Origin of the sequence: Propionibacterium acidifaciens, assembly GCF_003798325.1 — a bacterium.
GTDB lineage: Bacteria > Actinomycetota > Actinomycetes > Propionibacteriales > Propionibacteriaceae > Propionibacterium > Propionibacterium acidifaciens.
The window spans coordinates 645844-664441 of record NZ_CP033719.1 but is presented as its reverse complement, the minus strand read 5'-3'; the positions used below and the strand labels follow the sequence as shown (position 1 = coordinate 664441).

Genomic DNA, 18598 nt, shown 5'->3' with positions numbered 1-18598 from the left:
GTCGTGAACACGCTAGTGGGCCTGGGCGTGGCTTCCGCGGGGATCACTCCGGTGAGATATGTGATGGTGAGTCCGTTGCAGGTCTTGGTCCTGGGCATCCCCACCATGCTGTTTTACTCGAAGGTGCGCAAGTCGGGCATGCTGCTGATCCTGTCGGATGAAAGCACAGCTTCCATTGAGCATGAGAACGAAACAATGATTCAGAAGGCCATCGGCAGGCTTATTGAGAACAGAACGGTACTGATCATTGCCCATAAACTACGATCCGTAGTAGCGTGCGATAAGATCGTAGTTCTGAGCGAAGGGAAACTGATATGGTCTTCATGAAACGAAATCGTGCTTTTGATGGATTTGTGGTCTTGCTTTGGATATGATGAGGGTATGCAGGTTGAGGTCACCCCAGAAGAAACCGCTGTTCTGATCCGATGGAAGGAACGCACGGATAATTACGTACTGGTTCGGATGAAGGCCGAAGCCATTCTGTGTGCTTCTCGTGGTGTCGATGTGGGTATTATCGCTGAAATGGTCGAGCGCAGCGCGAAAACCATCCGGGAGTGGCTGGCTGACTGGCAGGACACTAGGATGTGTTCGGTGTTGACCGGGCATGCGGGGAACCGGAACGCGGCGGAACTCACCCGCGCCCGGAAGGAAGACCTCGAGGCTGTTCTGGCTCTGCCGCCCTCCCGGTCCGGCATCGATGTCGAGTTCTGGGATGTTCCGGCCCTGCGTGACGTGGTGAAGATTCTGTTCGATGTCGAGTACGAGTCGGATCCTTCGTATCAGCTGCTTCTGCGGTTCTGCGGGTTGAGTTTCAAGCCGCCCGATCCGTTCGACGAGCACCGTGACGAGGAGGCCATCACCCGGCGGATGGCCGAGGTGAAAACTCAAGTCAACCACTTGTTGGAGGCCGGCTGGGAGGTGTACGCGGTCGACGAGGTCCGCTTGGGAGAACGAGGCCGAGACCCGCCGCATGTGGCTACCCAAGGGGCAGCGCACCAAGTTCTACGTGGACCGGCAGAAAGTGTCCCAGTCGTTCTTCGGTGTCTTGTCTTTGACTGACAAGAGAATGCGGCTGTATCCGATCGAGGGGAACCAGAACACCGAGCAGATCATCCTTGCTTTGGAGCGACTCCAACGTGAAACCAAGGCCGACCGGGTCGCTGTCGTGTTGGACAATGCCCGGCTCCACCACGCGAAAGCGTTGACCGGCCTCTACCGGCCGGGCCGGCTCCTGGAACGCATCACCCCCTATTTTCCTGCCGCCGTACGCGCCCGACCACAACCCCGTCGAGCACGTCTGGAGCACTGCCAAGAACAATATCGCGAACATCCAGCACGAGCCCCCGGACCAGACCTTCGGAGCATTCGCCTCATACATCACCGGACGCACCGTCGACTACGACTTCGAACACCTACCCAAACCCAGACCAGAAACCGATCTTGTTTTATGATCGCCATAGAATCCGGCACACACGAGGAACTTGATGCAGAGGGATGGCTTGTACCATCGCCTTCATTCACCGCAAAACGAGAGTCTGGTATGGAAGGCCAAATGAATGAGATCATTATTTTTGGAAAGGACCACCTAACATGAAAAAAGAAACGAACAAGAACCGGTTGAACGGAAAAGACCTGATGAATGTGGGTATTTTTACCGCAATCAATGTCATATGCATTGTGTTGATTGCCGTGGCGATCGGTTTGACACCCGTTGGCTTTATGCTGATCCCAAGTGTTACTGCAATCATACTTGGCATTCCAATGATGCTTTACTTTACCAAAATCAAAAAATTTGGAATGATCTTGATTTTTGAGATTGTAAATGGTGTTGTCCTTTTACTGACGGGTATGGGGCCCGACGCGCTCATCTGCGGAATTGTTATCAGCCTGATCGTAGAACTTATTATGAAGTCTGGAAACTACCAGAGCGCCAAGCGCGCTGTTCTGGGATACGCCATTCTGATGGTCACATCCTGTGCCAATTACATCCATTGGCTGAACGCCAGCGCAGAGTGGCTTGATAAAAACGCGGCAACATATGGACAGGGTTTTGTGTACACGATTTCCGATTGGTTCGATTATTGGTGGATGCTGCCCTTGGTCATTCTTTCCGCCTTTGTTGGAGGTCTGATAGGTGGCCTGCTGGGTAGGGTTGTGCTGAAGAAACACTTTGTCAGAAGTGGGTTGGTCTGATGGAAACAGTGCTGCGAAACGCAAGGTCGGCAGCAAAGCAGATGTTTCTTGACCCGCGGACAAAGATTCTGCTTTGCCTGACGGTTTCCTGCGTTATGATTTCAAGCGACAGCTTCGGAATTATGAACGTTGTACTGCCGTGCCTTGCCGCGATTCCATTACTATTCCTCATTTTACTCAAAAAACCGCAGATTGCAGCCTACTATGCAGTGATGTATGCGGTCACGGCGACGGTTCCCCGCCTGTTGATGCCGCATTTATCACCCCTGCTCAACCTCCTCTTTACCGGCATGATCGCCATGTTCACAAAGCTGATTCCGGGGATGTCCATGTTTTGCCTTCTGGTGTTGACAACCACGGTAAGCGAGTTTGTTGCAGCTATGGACAGGCTGCATATATCCAAGAAGTTTTCGATCCCAGTATCCGTGATGTTTCGCTTTCTTCCCACGATACGGGAGGAATACAGAGCGATTCGGGATGCCATGCGGCTTCGGGAAGTCGGATCATGGCGCAATCCCATGGAGATGCTGGAGTATCGGATGGTGCCGCTGCTGACCAGTCTTGTCACAATCGGGAATGAACTGTCCACATCCGCCCTTACGAGAGGGCTAGATGCCCCTGTACGACGCACCAGTATCTGCCCGGTTGGATTTCATTGGCAGGACGGCGTTGCGCTGCTGCTCTGTATCGCGGTCATCATTTGCTTTGTCCTCTCAACTTTCTATGGATGGTAGCAGAAACTGCTTCAAGGAGGAGATTTCCCTTTGATAAGAATTGAGAACGTATCTTTTACTTATGAAAATGTCGACAATGGTGCGGCAATCCTTGATAATTCCATACAAATTTCCAAAGGGGAAATCATCCTGTTGTGCGGGGAATCAGGCAGTGGGAAAACCACGTTCAGCCGATTGGTAAATGGGTTGATCCCAAACTACTATGAAGGTACGCTTACCGGTAAGGTTCAGGTCGAGGACAAGAACCCGGAGGATGTCGAGCTGCACGAACTGGCACCATATGTTGGCTCCGTGTTCCAGAATCCCAAAGCGCAATTCTACACGTTGATAACAGATACGGAGATTGTATTTGCCTGCGAGAATATGGGTATGGATCGCGACGAAATCCTACGTCGTTTTGATGGCACCGTGACTGCAATGCACCTGGAGCCGTTGATTGGCAGAAATCTTTTTACGCTGTCCGGTGGTGAAAAACAGAAAATAGCCTGCGCCTCTGTCCATGCCCTGCAACCCGATGTATTGGTTTTAGACGAGCCGACTTCAAATCTGGACATAGGAACAATCTATGAATTGGAGAACATTCTGCGCTTGTGGAAAGCACAAGGAAAAACCGTCATTGTAGCGGAGCATCGGTTGGATTGGCTTCGCCTCCTTGCAGACCGGGTACTGTATTTCAAAGATGGGAAAATTGAACAGGAATTTACCGGAGCAGCCTTCTTTGAAAAACCACTGGGCGATCTGCATGAAATGGGGCTTAGGGGAACGAGCCGATTTGTTCCGCAATTCGTGAAGAAGGGCAGAGCAAAGGAGGGACTGGAGCTTAGGGATTTTTGCTTTACTGGCAAAAAGAAAGACCTTCTCCATGTTGAAAGTCTGACGATCCCCAAAGGAGCCGTTGTTGCCGTGCTGGGGGATAATGGCGCGGGCAAAACAACATTGGCCCGGTGTTTATGCGGCCTGGAGAAGAAAATGCGCGGTGCTTTCGCTTTTCTGGGCAAGGAATATAAACCAAAGCAGCGACTGAAACTCTGCTATATGGTTATGCAGGACGTAAACCATCAGCTCTTTGCCGAGAGCGTGCTTGATGAAGTGACGCTTGGCATCAAGGATATAGCGGAAGAAGAAAAGACAGAGTATGCTCAGAACATCCTGTCTATGTTGGATTTGCTGGCACACAAAGATAAGCACCCCATGTCTCTTTCCGGTGGACAGAAGCAACGCGTAGCCATAGCAGGAGCAATTGCTTCCCATAAAGAAATCATCGTGTACGACGAGCCTACCAGCGGCCTGGACTATCGACATATGAAGGAGGTCTCTGCGTGTATCCAGAAACTCTCTGAAATGGGCAAAACGCAACTGATAATCACCCACGACCCTGAACTTGTAGCTCATTGCTGCGATTATATCGTGTTTATGGACAACGGAGCTGTGTCCCGTTTTGGGGAATGGACAGATGAAAATATTGAGTTTGCATCTTGCTATTTTGAAAACGCGAGGTAAACGCTTTTGCATGCCAAGCATGGAAAAATACTGCGTCAATAAATCTGTATAAATAATATTGATTACAATGATCTCAGAACTCGAAAAATGACGGGGATGCCAATCGGAATGAAAGAAGATTCAGTAAAAATTGGAGAAAATACCCTTTGTATGGCTGGCGTGAAATGAAATCGTATTTTTCATGGATTTCCTGCGCCGTTTCGGATGCGGTGGGGGGTGCGGGTCGGGGTCGCCCCGGAGGAGACCGCCGTCCTGGTCGGGTGGAGGAGGCGTTCCGACAATCATGTGCTGGTGCGGATGAAGGCCGAGGCGGTCCTGTACGCCTCCGAAGGAGTCGGAATCGGCATCATCGCAGAGACGGTCGAGCGGACGGAGAGGACGGTGCAGGAGTGGCCGGCCGAGTGGCTGGCCACCAGGATGCGTCGGGTCCCGGCCGGGCACGCGGGGAACCGGGACGCGGCGGAACCCGCCCGCGCCCAGAAGCAGGAACTCGAGACCATCCTGGCCCGGCCGCCCCTCCCAGACGGGCGTCCGCGCCGAGTTCTGGGACGTCCCGGCGATACGTGAGGTCGTGAAGATCCTGTTCGATGTCGAGTACCAGGCGGATTCTTCGCATCAGCTGCTCCTGCGCCTGTGCGGGCTGAGCCTCGAGCAGCCGGACCCGTTCGACGAGCACCGCAACGAGAAAGCCATCACCCGACGCATGGCCGAGGTGAAGACCCAAGTCAAGGCCCTGTTGGACGCCGGCTGGGAGGTGTACGCGGTCGACGAGGTGCGCTTGGAGCACGAGGCCTGGACCCGCCGGATGCAGCTCCCGAAAGGGCAGCGCACCAAGCTGTCCGTGGACCGGCGGAAGACGTCCCAGTCGTTCTTCGGTGCCCTGTCCCTCATCAATAAGAAGGTGAAGCTGTATCCGATCGAGGGGAACCAGAACACCGAACAGATCATCCTGGCTCTGGAACGGCTACAGCGTGAAACCAAGACCGACCGGCTCGCTGTCGTCCTGGACAACGCCCGATTCCACCATGCGAAAGCGTTGACCGGCCTCTACGAGCCGGGCCGGCTGCTGGAGCGCATCACGCCGATCCATCCGCCGCCGTACGCGCCCGACCACAACCCGGTCGAGCACGTCCGGAACGCGGCCAGGAACGACATCGCGACCATTCAGCGCGAGACCCCCGAAGAAACCCTCGGCGCGTTCGCCTCATACGTCACCGGCCGCGCCTTCGACTACGACTTCGAACACCTCCCACTCCGCGAAACCAGAAACGATCCTGTTTCATGACGGCCATTGTTTCATGACGGCCGTAATACCACCTCACGATCATTTCACCCACTGTCTGAAAAACACCAAGCACTCCAGTCCGTTACATACCCAAACGGGCTGTCGTGGGCTGATGATGCGCTCATCCTGCGTTTCTTGTGGGAAGACGCGCGAGAACCGCAGGGTGAAACTGGCCCTGCGGTGAGGGCGGTCGTTCGCCCTGCGGTTCTTGGCGAACGTCACCGCGTCGTCACTGCGTGGTGCGGGGGAAACGCTGCGCGAAGTCGAGCGCGACGTCCTTCATGGCGGCGAACTCGACACCGTCCGCCTCACGCATGTGCGCGATGAGCCGTTCCAGCATGAGCAGGTTCTGCGGGCGGCCCGACACGTCGGGGTGGATCGTGATGGGGAACACCGCGTAGTCCATCTCCCGCTGCACCCAGTCGAACTGGTCGGTCCACAGCTGCTCGATGTCCCGCGGCGACACGAAGCCGTGGCTGGTGAAGCTCGACTTGATGAACATCATCGGCGGCAGGTCGTCCAGGTACCACGACGCCGGCAACTCGATGAGGTCGGTCTCCTCGCCCCGGACGAGCGGTTTCATCCACTCGTGGGCCGACTCCGCCGCGTAGTCGATCTTCGTCCAGGAGTCACCCACCCTGACGTAGTAGGGGGTGTGGTCGTTGTGCATGAGCGAGTGGTCGTAGAGGAAGCCCCGCTCCACGAGCAGTTCGTTGGTGACGGAGGAGAACTCCCACCACGGCGCCACGTAGCCGACCGGCCGGGTGCCCGAGCGCCTCTCGATCAGATCGGTGCAGTAGTCCAGGATCTCGGTCTCCTGACGGCGGGTCATCGCGATCGGGTTCTCGTGCGAGTAGCCGTGCACGCCGATCTCGTATCCGGCGGCGACCACCTGGTCGAACCGCTCGGGGAAGGTCTCGATCGAGTGCCCGGGCCAGTACCAGGTGACGGGCAGCTCCTGCTGCTGGAACAGTTTCAGGAGCCTGGGCACACCGACCTCGCCGGCGAACATGCCACGCGAGATGTCGCCGGGGGAGTCCTGGCCCCCATAGGACCCCAGCCAGCCGCCGACCGCGTCGATGTCGATGCCGAACGACACGTAGATCTTCTTCGACATGGTGATCACTCCTTGTCCTGTCGTGCTGTCAGATGTAACTGCGGAAACGGTCACCGAAGTCGCCGGCCGGTGTCTCGGCCGCGACGAGCAGGGCCGTCAGGATCCGGGCCTGGTAGGCGTTCAGTTCACCGGAGGCGACCGCGCCGGCGTCGACCAGGTCGACACCGCCCCCATTGCCGTAGACCGGCACCGTGGGGCCCCACGCCACCCGCGAGGACAGGACGACGGGGATCCCGGCGCCGGTGGCGCGCGCGACCTGTTCACCGAACCCGAGGCCGGCGTTGCCGATGCCGGTGCCGGCGAGCACGACGGCGTCGACACCCTCGTCGATCACATGGGCGAGGACGCCGGGGCCCGCGCCCAGGAAGCAGGGCACGACCTCGACCCGGATCCGGTCGAAGCGTTCCCCGGGCGCCGGCAGCGGCGGGAAGCGACGGGGGACGGCGACCGAGTGCAGCCGCCGGTCACGGACGGTGGCCACCACGGTGCCGCCGTCGAACGCCGACAGCGACCAGGTGCGGGCCTTGCGGGTGCCACGGGCGGAGCGGACCTCACCGGCGAAGCAGATGAGCACGCCGCAGTCACGCATCGCGGGAGAGGCCGCTGCGACGATCGCGTCGCCGAGATTGCCCGGCCCGTCCGGGGCGGGGGAGTCCGCCGTGCGCTGGGCGCCGGTGAGCACCACGGACTTGGGACTGTCATGCACCAGGTCGAGCAGGAACGCCGACTCCTCCATCGTGTCGGTGCCGTGGGTGATGACGACACCCGCGCAGTCCTCGTCCGCGAGGGCCGCGGCGACGGCCCGTTGCAGCACCCGCAGATCGGCGAACGTGAGCAGATAGCTGCCGGTCCTCAGGACGTCCGTGGCACGCACCTCGACCCCGCCACCGGCCTCCCCGACGAGCCGGGCGGCGCCATCGCTGGCCGTCGCGCCCTGAAGGCCCGAGCCGAACCGCGACGAGATCGTCCCGCCCGTGCCGAGCACCCGTACATGCGTCATGTCGTGCTCCTCCCACCGGAAGTACGCACCGTGGTCACCGTTGACCACGACATGGCGGACCTGCGAAGGACTGTGGTGCCGCGATACGGCCGGCGCAGGGCAGCACATGGTCCTCGCTCGCCGACCGGGGACGACCGGACCCTTGAACCGGGCCGCACCCGCCGCTCGTACCAGATGGCCCCGAGCGGTCCGCTGCGTCTCACGATAGATGCCCGACGGTTCCCGCGTCCACGGGGGTGGTGGCAGGCCATCTGGCCCGGTCACCTGCAGGGCGCCGGTCCCCACGGCCACGGGCCGGTGGGGCGGTTCCGGCCCGTGCCCCAGGGTGTGCCGATCGGTACGGTCCCCGGCCGGCCACGTGGTTCACCACATGGGCCCTGGCACCGTCCAGTGGACGGTGCCAGGGCCCCTCGGTCCAGCCGCTCGGCCAGTGCCAGCCAGCGCTCCTCGAGTTCGGCGGTCTCGGCGTCCATCGCCTGCAGCCGGGCGGCCTGCTGTGCCAGCGTCTCGTAGTCGGACGGGTCGGCGGCCGCCATCTCCTCCTGCAGCTCCTGGCGCGCCGCCGCGAGTTTGTCCATGCGCCGCTCGATGGCCCGCGACTGCTTCTGCATGGCCCGCACCTCGGCCCCCGAGGGGCCGTCGGGGGCAGCCGCCGTCGCCGGCGGGGCCTCGCCGCCGGCCGCGGCGGCCCTCTCCTCGGCACGCAGCCGCAGGTACTCGTCGACGCCGCCGGGCACGTGGCGCAGCCTTCCGCCGAGGAGGGCGTACTGCTGGTCGGTGACCCGCTCGACGAGGTAGCGGTCGTGCGAGACGACGATGAGCGTGCCCGGCCAGGAGTCGAGCAGATCCTCGAGGACGGCGAGCATGTCGGCGTCCACGTCGTTCGTCGGCTCGTCGAGGATGATGACGTTGGGCTCGTCGAGCAGCAGGAGGAGGATCTGCAGGCGTCGTCGTTGACCGCCGCTCAGCTCCTCGACCCGGGCCGACAGGTGCTCGTGGGCGAAGCCGAGGCGCTCCAGGAGTTGGGCGGGTGTGAGATCGCGGCCGTCGACGCGGAAGCTCGTCCGGGTGCGGGCCAGCACCTCGCGGACGCGGTCGGAGCCGATCTCGGCGAGCCGGCTGAACTGCTGGTCGAGGATGCCGACGCGGACGGTGCCGCCCCGCCGCACGTGCCCGCTCGTCGGCTCGACCGTCCCGGCGATGAGACCGAGCAGGGTGGACTTGCCGGCGCCGTTCGCCCCGAGGACTCCCGTGCGCTCCCCGGGGCCGATGTGCCAGGTGATCTCGCGCAGCACCTCGCGCCCGTCGAAACTCACGCCGACGTCCTCGAGGTCGACGACGTCTCTGCCCAGGCGGGCGACGGCCAGGCGCTGCAGCTCCAGCGGGTTGCGCACCGGCGGGACGTCGGCGATGAGCTCGTTGGCGGCCTCGACGCGGAACCTCGGTTTGGACGTGCGGGCCGGGGCGCCGCGGCGCAGCCAGGCCAGTTCCTTGCGCATGAGATTCTGCCGCCGGGCCTCGGCGGCGGCCGCGATGCGGTCGCGCTCGACCCTGGCCAGCACGTAGGCGGCGTAGCCGCCCTCGAAGGGCTCGACGACGCCGTCGTGCACCTCCCAGGTGGCGGTGCACACCTCGTCCAGGAACCAGCGGTCGTGGGTGACGACGAGCAGGCCGCCGGCGTTCTGCGGCCAGCGGTGCGTGAGGTGCCCGGCCAGCCAGGTGATGGCCTCGACGTCCAGGTGGTTCGTGGGCTCGTCGAGGATCAGCAGGTCCCACTCGCCCACGAGCAGCGCCGCCAGCCCGACGCGGCGCCGCTGGCCGCCGCTGAGGGAGCCCATCGTCGCATGCCAGTCGATGTCGGCCACGAGCCCGGCGATGATGTCGCGGATGCGGGCCTGCCCGGCCCACTCGTACTCGGGGCGGTCGCCGATGACGGCGTGCTCGACGCTCTCGGCGGGGTCCAGCGTGTCGGCCTGCGACAACAGGCCCACCCGCAGGCCGTTGCGGCGGGTGACCCGGCCGTCCTGCGGTGCGATGGTGCCGGCGAGCACGCCCAGCAGGCTGGACTTGCCGTCGCCGTTGCGGCCGACGACGCCGATGCGGTCGCCCTCGTTGACCCCGAGCGTGACCCGGTCGAGGACGGCCCTGGTGGGGTACTCGAGGTGAAGGCCCTCGGCCCCCAGCAGGTGCGCGCCCATCAGCTCCCGCCCCCGGTGGAGGGCACGGCACCGCCCGTTCGGCGGCTCATCCGCGCATGGCGCGGCGCGACATCTTCATGTTGCCGCTGGTGGGGAGGGGGCCCTTGGGCATCGGGACGCGCGAGTGCATGCGGTCGAGTCCCTTGAGCCGGTAGGCGATCTCCTCGACCTGCTCCGTGGAGAGGGTCTTGGGGAGCTTGGTGATGTACTTGGTGAGCTCCTGGAGCCTCACCTGACCGTTCTTGTCGCCGATCATGATCGTCTGGACCTCGACGCCGTAGAGCACCTGCTTGTAGCGCTTGGCCTCGGCGTGCAGCAGGTTGTGGGCGCCTCTGCCGTCGCCGATGAGGAGCAGCCCGCCGGGGCCCACGGCCCGGTGCACGCAGTTCATCTGGCGGTCGATCGCGACGGCGGGGGTGCAGTGCCACTTCTTCTTGTCGAGCATGCTCAGGGCCATCTCGCCGCCGCCCGGCTGGTCGACGGCGCGGGCGAAGGCCGCCTTCTTCACGATGCGCTGCATGACGTACAGCCCCAGCGTGAGGCCGCCGAGCACGCCGATGACGATCCACATGACCAGCCAGCCGAGCCACAGGCCCAGCACGACGCCCAGGGCCGTGCAGCCGAGTACGCAGGCCAGCAGGATCCACGGGGTGGACGACTGGTGGCCCGCGGCCAGCTTGTAGGTCTCGCGCAGCTGGCGGAGGGTGCCCCAGTCGGCGGGGTTGTCGGAGTTCTTCTTGGCCGCCTTGAGGGCCTTGGCCTCGGCCCTCTGCTTCCTGGCCAGTTCCTTGGCCCGCTCGCTCGCCATGTCCGTCTCCTCGCCGTCCGTGGGTGGGTGCCGTGCGTCGCGCCGGACGCGGCACGACGCGAACGTTCGCGCCGGATCATTCTAGTCCAGCGCGCTCGGCCCCGGCCCGCGCTCCGGCCGGGGCCGAAGGCCGTGCGCCCGGCGCGTCGTCGCTGGCCGGGGGACGAGAACCCCGGTGGGGCGTGTCTCGGGCCGCCGGCGTCCGGGGTCAGGGCGCCGTGCCGGAGCTGCTGGGCGAGTGCGCGGGGAATGGGACGGCCCGAAGCTGCGGGGGCGCCAGCCATCCGGTGGACTTGTCAACCCGCCGGCCCCGGGACGCCGGGCGAACCCGAAGACGAACGGTGCCCATCCTCGTGCGGGGACGGCCGGAGTCCCGGGGACGCCAGTGGGGCCCGGCCGGATGGCCGGGCCCCACCGCTCCGCGCCGGTGCTCCTGCGCCGGTGGTTCCGCCGAGGGCCGCCCGCTCTCGGCAGGTGCGGGTCACTGCGTCTGGCCGAACTCGCCTCCGAAGTCGCCCTCCTCGAGGCGGGCCTTGAGGGCCGACAGGAAACGGCTGGCGTCCGCGCCGTCGACGAGGCGGTGGTCGTAGGTCAGCGACAGGTACATCATCGGCCGGATCGCGACGGTGTCGTCGCCGAAGGCGTCGGTGACGACGATCGGACGCTTCACCATGGCGCCGGTGCCCAGGATCGCCACGTTCGGCTGGTTGATGATCGGGGTGTCGAACAGGGTGCCGGTGGAGCCGTAGTTCGTGATGGTGAACGTGGCGCCGTTCAGCTCGTCGGGGCCGATCCTGCCGTCGCGGGCCCGGGCGGCCAGGTCGCCGATCCGCTTGGCGATGCCACCCACATTCAGGTCGCCGGCGTCCTTGATGACCGGCACCATGAGGCCCTTGGGCGTGTCGACGGCGATGCCGATGTCCTCGGAGTCGTGGTAAGTGATCGTGCCGGCCTCCTGATCGACGCTGGCGTTCACCTTCGGGAAGTCGCGCAGCGCCTCGGTGGCGGCCTTCGTGATGAAGGCGAGGTAGGTCAGGCCGACGCCCTCGCGCTTGCGGAACTCGTTCTTGGCGGCGGCGCGGACCCTGGCGATGGCCGACAGGTCGATCTCGACGGTGGCGGTGAGCTGGGCCGAGATCTGGAGCGAGTCGCGCATGCGCGTGGCGACGATCTTGCGCAGGTTCGTCATCTTCTCGGTGGTGCCCCGCTTCGCGGCGTCCGGGGACGGGGCCTTCGAGGCGCGGACCGGCGCCGGGGCGGCGGGAGCCGATGCGGCGGCCGCGGCGGCCCTCCTGGCCTCGATGGCGGTCTCGACGTCCTGCTTGCGGATCCGGCCGCCGACGCCGGTTCCCGTGACGGCGGCCAGGTCAATGCCGTTGTCGGTGGCGAGCTTGCGTACGAGCGGGGTCACATAGCCGTCGAAGTCGGGCAGGGTGGCGCGCGGTGCGGGGGGCGCTGCCGGTGCAGCCGGGGCGGCGGGTGCCGCAGGGGGCGTGGAGGCCGCCGGGCCCGTCGGCGTCGGGGCTTCGGACGGCTCGCCGACGACGGCCAGGACGGCGCCGACCTGGGCGACCTCGTCCTCGGCGAAGCGGGTCTCGAGGAGGGTGCCGGAGACGGGTGAGGGGACCTCGGTGTCGACCTTGTCGGTGCTGACCTCGAGCAGGGGCTCGTCGGCGTCGACGTGCTCGCCCACCTCCTTGAGCCAGCGGGAGACGGTGGCCTCGGTGACCGACTCGCCGAGGCTCGGCAGGGTCACCTCGGTGCCGCCGGCCGCGCCGGACGGGGTGGGTGCCGCAGTCGGTGCCGCGGGCGCTGCCGGTGCAGCCGGGGCGGCGGGTGCCGCAGGGGGCGTGGAGGCCGCCGGGCCCGTCGGCGTCGGGGCTTCGGACGGCTCGCCGACGACGGCCAGGACGGCGCCGACCTGGGCGACCTCGTCCTCGGCGAAGCGGGTCTCGAGGAGGGTGCCGGAGACGGGTGAGGGGACCTCGGTGTCGACCTTGTCGGTGCTGACCTCGAGCAGGGGCTCGTCGGCGTCGACGTGCTCGCCCACCTCCTTGAGCCAGCGGGAGATGGTGGCTTCGTTGACGCTTTCGCCCAGGGTGGGGAGAGTGACTTCAGTCGACATGGTTCTACCGGACTCCTTCGCCAGAGATCATGGGAGAATCCCGCCGGGTCGTTCCAGCGGAAATTTCCTCGCCAGCCTAACCCCAACGGGTACCGCATGGCGGGCCGCGAGGACCCTCCGGGCTCCCCCGGCCCATGCCTTGAGCGAACAGAGCGAACATGGGGAAGGACGCGAGCGGATGAGGGGGAACGCGCCACGGCGCCCTCGACATCCCCGATGGGCGGGGGACGGGTCCGGCGCCTGCGGGTGCGAGATGAGGAGAAGCGGCGGCTCCGACGGCCGGGGACGGGGTGCGCTCGTCGGGGTGTCGCTGACCGTCGTCGTGGCGGTCCCGACAGATGGGGCGCACAGACGGAGCATGAGCCGGCGGCCTGCACGACGTGTCGTCCGGTCGCGGTCCTCGGCCCGGCCCGGCGCGTCCGCGCCCAGGAACCAGTCCCATCGACTGCCAGCGGCTCTCCGGCCCGGCGAGGCGCGGGCCGGTCCGCTCACTCCTGCTTGCCGAGACCCATCGGCCCGTAGACCAGATCGTCGTCCTCGAACAGGCTCACGGCGGCGATGCCGTAGTCGGACAGCTCCTCGAAGTTCTCGCCGAGCCAGAACTCGGCGTCCTCGCGGGTGTCGAACTCGCGCCCCAACCCCAGGCCGTGGCGCTCATCCTCGCTGAGCTCGGCCTCCGGCTCGAGCTCCTCCTCCCAGTGGAAACTCATCAGTAGTCCTCTCCTCGGGCGACGACGCAGCCGGGGTTGCGGAAGCGGCGCATGGTGATCATCCGGGACATCATTTCCTTGAGCAGGTACTGACCCTTCGGGTTGAACCGGGGAATGCGGGCGAGGGCCTCCTTCCTGTAGGAGCGCCAGCGGATGAGGACGTCGACGGCGCACGCGAGGAAGTAGACCCAGATGCCGGCGCTGGAGACGAGTTGGAGCCACGGCAGCCACTGCATGGCCAGCATCGTGGCGATGAGGATGAGCACGACCGGCCAGGCGAACTCGCAGATCGACCAGTGGGCGTCGACGTTGTTGCGCAGCAGCACACGCTCGGGCCGGGCGTTGACGGCTCGGTAGGCCTCCTCGCGGCGGCGGTACGTGGCCTCGCGGTCGCGGGCCCGCTGCTCCTTCTTCGTGAGCGTCGGGTGCAGCCGTTCCATGCGCGCGGTCTCGGCCTGCTTGCGGCTGGGCGTGGGGGCGTTCTTCCTCCGCGTGTCCCGGGCCCGCTCGGACGGCTCCGGCTGTGCGGCCGCGGCCTCGTCGGCCGGGGCGGTCGTCTTCCTGGAACGCAGCAGTGCCACAGGGATGCCCTTTCGTCAGTGGTCCTCCGGGCCCGATTCTAGGATGGCCGGCGGGGCCCTCGCCAACAAGGGCCGTCGCCGAGGGCCCGCCGGCCGACGAGGGCCCCGCCGGGGCGCCCCGCCCCGAATGGCAAGATGATGCCCATCGGATCGTCCAGGCAATAGGCTGTGGGGGACAGGGCCCTCGTGCGGCAGCGCGCAGGGCATCGGCACCGGAAGGATCGATGCACCGATGGCAGGAATCTTCGAACGGCTCTCCATGATCTTCAAGTCGAAGGCCAACAAGGCCCTCGACAAGCATGAGGACCCCCGTGAGACCCTCGACTACTCCTATCAGCGCCAGCTGGAGCTGCTGCAGAAGGTGCGCCGCGGCGTCGCCGACGTGGCAACCAGCCGCAAGCGCGTCGAGATCCAGGGCAACCAGCTCGGCCAGGAGATGGACAAGCTCACCCTCGCCGCCCAGCGCGCCCTGTCCCAGGACCGGGAGGATCTCGCCAGGGAGGCGCTCACCCGCAAGTCCGGCCTGCAGGCCCAGCTCAGCGATCTCCAGGCCCAGCACGCCGCGCTGGCCGAGGAGGAGGAGAAGCTCATCCGTGCCAGCACCCAGCTGCAGGCCCGGGTGGACGCCTTCCGCACGAAGAAGGAGACCATCAAGGCGCAGTACTCGGCCGCCGAGGCCCAGACCCGCGTCAACGAGGCCTTCACCGGCCTGAGCGACGAACTCGGCGACGTCGGCCAGGCCATCGCTCGCGCCGAGGACAAGACCGCCCAGCTGCAGGCCCGCGCCGGCGCCGTCGACGAGCTGCTCGCCTCGGGCGCCCTCGACGACCCCTCCGGCACCTTCAAGGACGACATCACCCGCGAGCTCGACGCCATGGCCTCCTCCGCCTCGGTCGAGGACGAGCTCGCCGCCATGAAGACCCAGCTCGGCCTCGCCGCCGGCCCGACGGCCGCCCCCGCCCCGCAGCTCGAGCAGACCGCCCAGGCCGCACCGGACCCCCAGGCCGCTCCCGCCGCTCGGACCACGCCGGAGGCCCCCGCGGAGCAGGCCGGCTCCGACACCGACCGGGCCTGAGCCGCCGACCGGCGCCGCAGGCCGCGGGAACGGGGCGTGACGCATGAGGGTCCTCGTCGCGGCGGATGCCATGGCCGGCTTCGACGCCTGGCGCGCCGGGGCCGGGATCGGCGGCGCCTGGCGCAGCGCCGGCGCCGAGGTCGCGCTCGTGCCGCTGGCCGAACTCGGGCCGTCGTGGCGCTCGGCCAAGGAGAACCTCGCCGGGCCCGACAACACCCTGTTCATCCCGCTCGACGGCCATGACCACGACAGCGGCCCGATGCTCCTGTCCTTCCTCGCCGGGGGAGGGCCGAGCTCGCTCGTCGACGCCGTCGGGACGGCGGGGCCCGACTCCCGGGCGCAGCGGCTCGACCTCGGAACGGTCCGCGCCCACCTGGCCGAGCGCCCGCTCGTCGGCCTGTGCCGCTCGGGCGAGCAGGACGCCGTCCTGGTCGGCGTCCGCGGGCTGGCCGGCGCCCGGACGGACCTGCCCCTGTCCCGGCGCCTGGCGCTCGACCGGATGCTCGTCGCCTGGGCCGATCTGCTCGCCTCCGGCGGCGCCGCCCCGACGGCCCCGCCGGACGGGGCCGCCCTCGCCGCCGCACCCGGCTCGGGCGCCGGCGGGGGAGCCGGGGTCGTCGTCCTGGCCCTCGGCGGGAGGGTGCTCACCGGGCCCGAGGCCCTCGGCGAGATCGCCGACCTCGACCGGACGATCGCCGCAGCAGACCTGGTCGTCACCGGCTGCGACGAGTTCGATGTGGACGTCTGGGGCGGTCCGGTCGTCGCCCACGTCGTCGCGCGGGCGAACGCGGCGGGCAGGCCCGTCGTCGTCATCGCCCGGACGAACCGTACGAGCCTCGCGGGCCAGCGCGAGCACGGCATCGAGGCCGTGCACGCCGTCGGCGACGGCGACATCACGGACGGCTGCCTGTCATTTGCCCGGAGCTGGTTCTGGTAGACACTTGGGGTGGTGTGGGTCGGGCCCGACCGGCCCACGTGCCCGGCTCCGGCCGGGAAGGCGAGGAGAGGACCACATGAGCGACACCGCGACGACCGACACCGCTGCCGAGAGGACCACCGGCGTGATGCTCACCGACGCCGCGGCGGCGAAGGCCGCCGGGCTGCTGCGCGCCGAGGGCCGCGACGACTTGGCGCTGCGCATCGAGGTGCAGCCGGGCGGCTGCGCCGGCCTGCGCTACCGTCTGGCCTTCGATGACGAGCAGCTCGAGGGCGACCTCGTCGACCACTACGACGGCGTCGACCTCGTCGTCGACCGCATGAGCGCCCCTTATCTGGGTGGTGCCGTGATCGACTACGCCGACACCATCGAGCAGCAGGGCTTCACGATCGACAACCCGAACGCGGCGAGCACCTGCGCCTGCGGCGACTCCTTCCACTGAGCCCGCTCCGCCGTCCGTCGCCGCGTTCTGCGCCGTCGGTTGCGCCCCGACGCCGTGCGGGGGCCGGTGACCCGGCTCGGCGGATCTCGTGCCCGGTGGCGAGTCGGCGGGCGGTCAGGCCCAGCTGACCGGGATCGGCCGGCCCTCCTCGTAACCCGAGGGCGACTGCACGCCGACGACGGCCTTCTCGTGGAACTCCGCCAGTGAGCGCGCTCCCGCGTAGGTGCACGCCGAGCGCACGCCCGAGGTGATCCAGTCGAGCAGGTCCTCGACGCCCGGGCGGGCCGGGTCGAGGTACATGCGCGAGCTCGAGATGCCCTCCTCGAACAGGGCGGCGCGGGCGCGCTCGTAGGCGCTCTGGTCACGGGTGCGACTGCGCACCGCGCGGGCCGAGGCCATGCCGAAGCTCTCCTTGTACTGCCGTCCGTCGGCGTCGGTGAGCACCTCGCCGGTGGACTCGTTCGTGCCGGCGAACCACGAGCCGATCATCACCGAACCGGCCCCGCCCGCCAGGGCGAGGGCCGCATCGCGCGGGTGCCGCACCCCGCCGTCGGCCCAGATCGCGCCGCCCGCCCCGGCCGCCGCGTCGGCGCACTCCAGGACCGCCGAGAACTGCGGACGACCCACGCCGGTCTGCATGCGGGTGGTGCACATGGCGCCCGGGCCCACCCCGACCTTCACGACATCGGCGCCCGCGTCGATGAGGTCCAGGGTGCCCTGGGCCGTGACGACGTTGCCCGCCACGATCGGCACGCGCACCCCGGTGGCCTCGGCATGGGCGTCCCGGATCGGGCGGACGCGGGACAGGGCGTCGAGCATGCGCTCCTGGTGTCCGTGGGCGGTGTCCATGACGAGCACGTCGGCGTGTGCGTCCAGCAGGGCCCTGGCCCTGCCCTGGGCGTCGCCGCTGATGCCGATCGCCACGCCGATCCGCAGCCTGCCGTCCTCGTCCAGGGCCGGGGCGTAGATACCGCAGCGCACGGCGCCGCGCTGGCTCATGACGCCGACGAGGGTGCCGTCGGCGTCCACGCCGATGGACAGGCGGTGGCGGGACGAGGCGAGGGCCTCGAAGACCTTCTGCGGGGCGGTGTCGGCGTCGACGACGGTCAGATCGGTCGTCATGACGTCGTGGAGCTGCACGAAGCGGTCCACGCCTGCCGCGTCGGACGGCGAGAACAGGCCGATCGGATGGTTTCCGTCGTCGATGATGACGGCCGTGCCGTGAGCCCGCTTGGGGACGAGGGCGAGAGCCTCGCCGACGGTCATCGTCGGGCCGAGCACAACGGGGGTCTCGAAGGCGGTGGGGGAGGACTTGACCCGGTTGATCGCCTTGGCGGCGTAGTCGACGGGGATGTCCTGGGGCAGGACCGCGATACCGCCCCGGCGCGCCACCGTCTCGGCCATGCGGCGGCCGCTGATGGCCGTCATGTTGGCGACGACGAGGGGCAGCGGGAGGTCGATGCCGTCGCGGCTGGTGAGGTCCACGTCATGGCGCGACTGCACGCTGGAGCGGTTCGGCGCCATGAAGACGTCGTTGTACGTCAGGTCGTAGGCCGGTTGCTGGTTGAGGAAACGCACCGTCCGATTCTATGCGGGCGCCTCGTGCGGGCCCGGGCCGACGCAGAGCGGTCAGTGCAGAGAGCAGGACGGGCATGGGTGCCCTCGCGCGGGCCCGGAGTGATGGCCCCTCGTCCCGCCCGGCGGGTCCCCCGGGCGGCTCCCGTCTCGCCCGTATCGTCGCCGCGATCGCGGACGGCCTCCCGGGCGCCCGTCGCAGCCGGGAGGGCGCAGCGGATGAACGGGTGGAACGGGCAGCGGATGAACGTGGGAGACGCGACGGGATGGGGGCGCGGCGCCCCCATCCGGTGCTGCGCGGCGACGGCGCCCCCGGCC

At 66.5% G+C, this 18598-nt stretch carries 19 protein-coding genes and 1 pseudogene; 12 read left to right on the top strand and 8 right to left on the bottom strand.

Translation table 11 applies throughout. The features are described from left to right. The first annotated feature begins 3 nt into the window (after positions 1-3). From EGX94_RS13290 to EGX94_RS02910, 9 genes and pseudogenes are all read left to right on the top strand, one after another. Complete coding sequence (locus EGX94_RS13290; protein ID WP_043121118.1) at positions 4-327, top strand: hypothetical protein; 324 nt, start codon at positions 4-6, stop codon at positions 325-327. Positions 328-381: 54 nt separating this feature from the next. Further along, complete coding sequence (locus tag EGX94_RS13285; protein ID WP_192962681.1) at positions 382-1059, top strand: hypothetical protein; 678 nt, start codon at positions 382-384, stop codon at positions 1057-1059. Further along, a pseudogene (locus tag EGX94_RS14260) lies at positions 971-1153 on the top strand (hypothetical protein); the annotation flags it as partial. The gene EGX94_RS13285 and the pseudogene EGX94_RS14260, both read left to right, overlap by 89 nt. 97 nt (positions 1154-1250) lie before the next feature. Continuing rightward, positions 1251-1451 carry a transposase gene (locus EGX94_RS14255; protein WP_404825144.1) on the top strand — a complete coding sequence of 67 codons (201 nt, stop codon included), beginning with the start codon at positions 1251-1253 and terminating at the stop codon, positions 1449-1451. Between the two features lie 139 nt (positions 1452-1590). Then, positions 1591-2193: an MptD family putative ECF transporter S component gene (locus EGX94_RS02930; protein WP_021797279.1), complete on the top strand. Its 603-nt coding sequence runs from the start codon at positions 1591-1593 to the stop codon at positions 2191-2193. Further along, positions 2193-2927: an energy-coupling factor transporter transmembrane component T gene (locus EGX94_RS02925; protein WP_021797282.1), complete on the top strand. Its 735-nt coding sequence runs from the start codon at positions 2193-2195 to the stop codon at positions 2925-2927. Before EGX94_RS02930 ends, EGX94_RS02925 begins: the two co-directional genes overlap by 1 nt. Before the next feature lie 30 nt (positions 2928-2957). Next, entirely contained in the window at positions 2958-4427 is a 1470-nt protein-coding gene (locus tag EGX94_RS02920; RefSeq protein ID WP_021797270.1) for an ABC transporter ATP-binding protein, read from the top strand. A 216-nt stretch (positions 4428-4643) separates the two neighbouring features. Then, entirely contained in the window at positions 4644-4994 is a 351-nt protein-coding gene (locus EGX94_RS02915; protein WP_021797250.1) for a hypothetical protein, read from the top strand. A 4-nt stretch (positions 4995-4998) separates the two neighbouring features. Then, the gene (locus tag EGX94_RS02910) at positions 4999-5712 is read left to right on the top strand and encodes an IS630 family transposase (RefSeq protein ID WP_021797283.1); all 714 of its coding nucleotides are present in this window, start codon (positions 4999-5001) and stop codon (positions 5710-5712) included. 229 nt (positions 5713-5941) lie between these two features. On the opposite strand, the gene EGX94_RS02905 is transcribed toward EGX94_RS02910, so the two are convergent. The 7 genes from EGX94_RS02905 to EGX94_RS02875 form a co-directional block, all read right to left on the bottom strand. After that, positions 5942-6829 carry a polysaccharide deacetylase family protein gene (locus EGX94_RS02905; protein ID WP_043121156.1) on the bottom strand — a complete coding sequence of 296 codons (888 nt, stop codon included), beginning with the start codon at positions 6827-6829 and terminating at the stop codon, positions 5942-5944. A 28-nt stretch (positions 6830-6857) separates the two neighbouring features. Continuing rightward, on the bottom strand, positions 6858-7829 hold the full coding sequence (locus EGX94_RS02900) for an asparaginase (RefSeq protein WP_021797271.1): 972 nt from the start codon (positions 7827-7829) through the stop codon (positions 6858-6860). Between the two features lie 260 nt (positions 7830-8089). Continuing rightward, entirely contained in the window at positions 8090-10027 is a 1938-nt protein-coding gene (locus EGX94_RS02895) for an ABC-F family ATP-binding cassette domain-containing protein (protein WP_021797252.1), read from the bottom strand. Positions 10028-10073: 46 nt separating this feature from the next. Next, a complete protein-coding gene (locus EGX94_RS02890; protein ID WP_021797277.1) occupies positions 10074-10835 on the bottom strand; it encodes a DUF4191 domain-containing protein in 762 nt (253 codons plus the stop codon). 481 nt (positions 10836-11316) lie between these two features. Further along, positions 11317-12960: a 2-oxoglutarate dehydrogenase, E2 component, dihydrolipoamide succinyltransferase gene (gene sucB / locus EGX94_RS02885; RefSeq protein WP_123825875.1), complete on the bottom strand. Its 1644-nt coding sequence runs from the start codon at positions 12958-12960 to the stop codon at positions 11317-11319. A 488-nt stretch (positions 12961-13448) separates the two neighbouring features. Beyond that, positions 13449-13670 (bottom strand): hypothetical protein, encoded by a 222-nt coding sequence (locus EGX94_RS02880; protein ID WP_021797260.1) that lies wholly within the window; start codon positions 13668-13670, stop codon positions 13449-13451. Beyond that, positions 13670-14251 carry a DUF3043 domain-containing protein gene (locus EGX94_RS02875; RefSeq protein WP_021797251.1) on the bottom strand — a complete coding sequence of 194 codons (582 nt, stop codon included), beginning with the start codon at positions 14249-14251 and terminating at the stop codon, positions 13670-13672. Before EGX94_RS02875 ends, EGX94_RS02880 begins: the two co-directional genes overlap by 1 nt. Before the next feature lie 232 nt (positions 14252-14483). Between EGX94_RS02875 and EGX94_RS02870 the strand changes: the two genes are divergently transcribed. The 3 genes from EGX94_RS02870 (at position 14484) to EGX94_RS02860 (ending at position 16705) form a co-directional block, all read left to right on the top strand. Next, positions 14484-15326: a PspA/IM30 family protein gene (locus EGX94_RS02870; RefSeq protein ID WP_021797264.1), complete on the top strand. Its 843-nt coding sequence runs from the start codon at positions 14484-14486 to the stop codon at positions 15324-15326. Between the two features lie 43 nt (positions 15327-15369). Further along, entirely contained in the window at positions 15370-16263 is an 894-nt protein-coding gene (locus EGX94_RS02865; protein ID WP_123825873.1) for a glycerate kinase, read from the top strand. Positions 16264-16339: 76 nt separating this feature from the next. Further along, positions 16340-16705 (top strand): HesB/IscA family protein, encoded by a 366-nt coding sequence (locus EGX94_RS02860; protein WP_021797122.1) that lies wholly within the window; start codon positions 16340-16342, stop codon positions 16703-16705. Between the two features lie 114 nt (positions 16706-16819). On the opposite strand, the gene EGX94_RS02855 is transcribed toward EGX94_RS02860, so the two are convergent. Beyond that, positions 16820-18283 carry a GuaB1 family IMP dehydrogenase-related protein gene (locus EGX94_RS02855; RefSeq protein ID WP_021797132.1) on the bottom strand — a complete coding sequence of 488 codons (1464 nt, stop codon included), beginning with the start codon at positions 18281-18283 and terminating at the stop codon, positions 16820-16822. Positions 18284-18598: the final 315 nt, after the last annotated feature.

Bases quoted from the DNA above. Each gene is read 5' to 3' on its own strand.
- EGX94_RS02865 (WP_123825873.1), top strand. From the start codon at position 15,370: ATGAGGGTCCTCGTCGCGGCGGATGCCATGGCCGGCTTCGACGCCTGG.
- EGX94_RS02870 (WP_021797264.1), top strand. From the start codon at position 14,484: ATGGCAGGAATCTTCGAACGGCTCTCCATGATCTTCAAGTCGAAGGCC.
- EGX94_RS02925 (WP_021797282.1), top strand. From the start codon at position 2,193: ATGGAAACAGTGCTGCGAAACGCAAGGTCGGCAGCAAAGCAGATGTTT.
- EGX94_RS02930 (WP_021797279.1), top strand. From the start codon at position 1,591: ATGAAAAAAGAAACGAACAAGAACCGGTTGAACGGAAAAGACCTGATG.
- EGX94_RS02900 (WP_021797271.1), bottom strand. From the start codon at position 7,829: ATGACGCATGTACGGGTGCTCGGCACGGGCGGGACGATCTCGTCGCGG.
- sucB (WP_123825875.1), bottom strand. From the start codon at position 12,960: ATGTCGACTGAAGTCACTCTCCCCACCCTGGGCGAAAGCGTCAACGAA.
- EGX94_RS02860 (WP_021797122.1), top strand. From the start codon at position 16,340: ATGAGCGACACCGCGACGACCGACACCGCTGCCGAGAGGACCACCGGC.
- EGX94_RS02890 (WP_021797277.1), bottom strand. From the start codon at position 10,835: ATGGCGAGCGAGCGGGCCAAGGAACTGGCCAGGAAGCAGAGGGCCGAG.
- EGX94_RS02880 (WP_021797260.1), bottom strand. From the start codon at position 13,670: ATGAGTTTCCACTGGGAGGAGGAGCTCGAGCCGGAGGCCGAGCTCAGC.
- EGX94_RS13285 (WP_192962681.1), top strand. From the start codon at position 382: ATGCAGGTTGAGGTCACCCCAGAAGAAACCGCTGTTCTGATCCGATGG.
- EGX94_RS02905 (WP_043121156.1), bottom strand. From the start codon at position 6,829: ATGTCGAAGAAGATCTACGTGTCGTTCGGCATCGACATCGACGCGGTC.
- EGX94_RS02895 (WP_021797252.1), bottom strand. From the start codon at position 10,027: ATGGGCGCGCACCTGCTGGGGGCCGAGGGCCTTCACCTCGAGTACCCC.